This is a genomic window from Candidatus Dormiibacterota bacterium (genome assembly GCA_036495095.1).
GTDB lineage: Bacteria > Chloroflexota > Dormibacteria > Aeolococcales > Aeolococcaceae > CF-96.
Window position 1 is genome coordinate 1 of sequence record DASXNK010000197.1, and the last position, 1,858, is coordinate 1,858.

At 73.9% G+C, this 1,858-nt stretch carries 1 protein-coding gene; it reads left to right on the top strand.

The genetic code is table 11. The features are described 5' to 3' along the window. The coding region (locus tag VGL20_20205) for a VWA domain-containing protein (protein HEY2706013.1) at window positions 1-1,653 on the top strand (1,653 nt) is incomplete at its 5' end. Window positions 1,654-1,858: the final 205 nt, after the last annotated feature.

The following is a 1,858-nucleotide window of genomic DNA, read 5'->3' on the forward strand; positions in this document are numbered from 1 at the left end:
AATGTCGTGGAGCGCGAGGGGATCTCGGTGTGGCACCCGTCGCGGTTCATCCTGGTGGGGACGATGAACCCGGAGGAGGGCGAGCTGCGGCCGCAGCTGCTCGACCGCTTCGGGCTCTGCGTCGACGTCCGCGGCCTGCGCACCGCGGAGGAGCGGGTCACCATCCTCGAGCTCGACCAGCGGATCCAGCGCGGCGAGAGCTGGGAGGAGACCGGCGAGGCCGAGCGCCGCCAGGCCGAGGTGATCGCCCGCGCCGAGGAGCTGCTCCCCCTCGTCGACGTGTCCCCGGCGATGCGCCAGTTCATCTCGCTGATCTGCCTCGACGCCGGCGCCCTCGGCCACCGCGCCGACATCGTGGTCAGCCGCACCGCGCGCACCCTCTGCGCCGCCCGCGAGGCCACCGCGGTGGTCGCCGGCGAGGTCGGCGAGGTCGAGCGGCTGCGTCCCGCCGACGCCCTCCAGGTGACCCCGCAGGACGTGATCCGCGCCGCCGAGCTGGCCCTGGCCCACCGCCGGCGCGAGACCACCTCGCCCTCCGAGCAGAGCGGCGAGGGCATCGCCGACAGCGCCCGCGAGCGCCTCCGGCAGATGGAGTCCCAGGCCCAGGCCACCGGCGCCGAGGTCAGCTCCGAGCAGGTCGAGTCCAGCCCGGCGGGCAGCGGCGGCGACCGCGGCGAGGGCAGCGCGATGCAGTCCCCGGAGCGCGCCGAGGCCGAGGAGCCGGCATCCGGCGAGGCCGAGACCACCTTCGGCGGCGACACCTTCCAGGTCCGCCGCCTGCAGCTGCCCCGCGACCGGCGCACCCGCCGCACCGCCGGCAAGCGCAACCTCACCCGCAGCGGCGACAAGCGCGGCCGCTACGTCCGCAGCACCCAGGTCGAGCGCACCACCGACCTCGCCTTCGACGCCACCCTGCGCGCCGCCGCCCCCTACCAAACGAGCCGCCGCGACGAGGACCCGCCCCCGGGCGCGCCGGCGCTGCTGCTCGAGCGCCACGATCTCCGCCAGAAGGTGCGCCAGCGCAAGACCGGCACGCTGATCGTCTTCGTGGTCGACGCCAGCGCCTCGATGGACGCCGAGCAGCGGATGCAGGCGACCAAGGGCGCGGTGCTCTCGCTGCTCCGCGACGCCTACGTGCGCCGCGACAAGGTGGCGCTGGTGGTCTTCAGCGGCCGCACGGCACGGGTGGTGCTGCGCCCCACCTCGAGCGTCGACCTCGCCGAGGACCGCCTTCAGCGGCTCACCGTCGGCGGCACCACCCCGCTCACCCACGGCCTGGTCGCCGGGCTCAAGCTGATCCGCACCGAGCGGCTCCGCGACCCCACCGTCTACCCGCTGATGGTGCTGATCAGCGACGGCCGGGGGAACATCTCCCTCTTCGGCGAGGAGCCGATCGTCGAGGCGCAGCGGATCGCGGCCCAGATCAAGACCGAGAACGTCCGCTCGCTGGTGATCGACTCCGCCCGCGATTACACCCAGCACTCCCAGCTGCCGCGGATCGGCGGCCGCGGCGCCCAGCCGCTCTTCGGCGGCTACGCGTTCAACGCCTGCCTCGACCTCTCCGGGCGGCTGGGGGGCAAGTACTTCGGCCTCTACGACCTCTCCCAGGGCGCGATCCTGCAGTCGGTGCAGCAGGAGCTGCGCGCCGGATGAGCGGGCCCGCTCTGCGAGAATCCACCCCATGAAGCTCAACGCCGGCCCGGCACGCACGATCTTCCCCTTCACCGCGCTGGTCGGCCAGGAGTCGATGAAGCAGTCGCTGGTGCTGAACGCGATCAACCCGGCGATCGGCGGGGTGCTGATCCGGGGCGAGAAGGGCACCGCGAAGTCGACGGCGGTGCGGGCGCTGGCCCGGCTC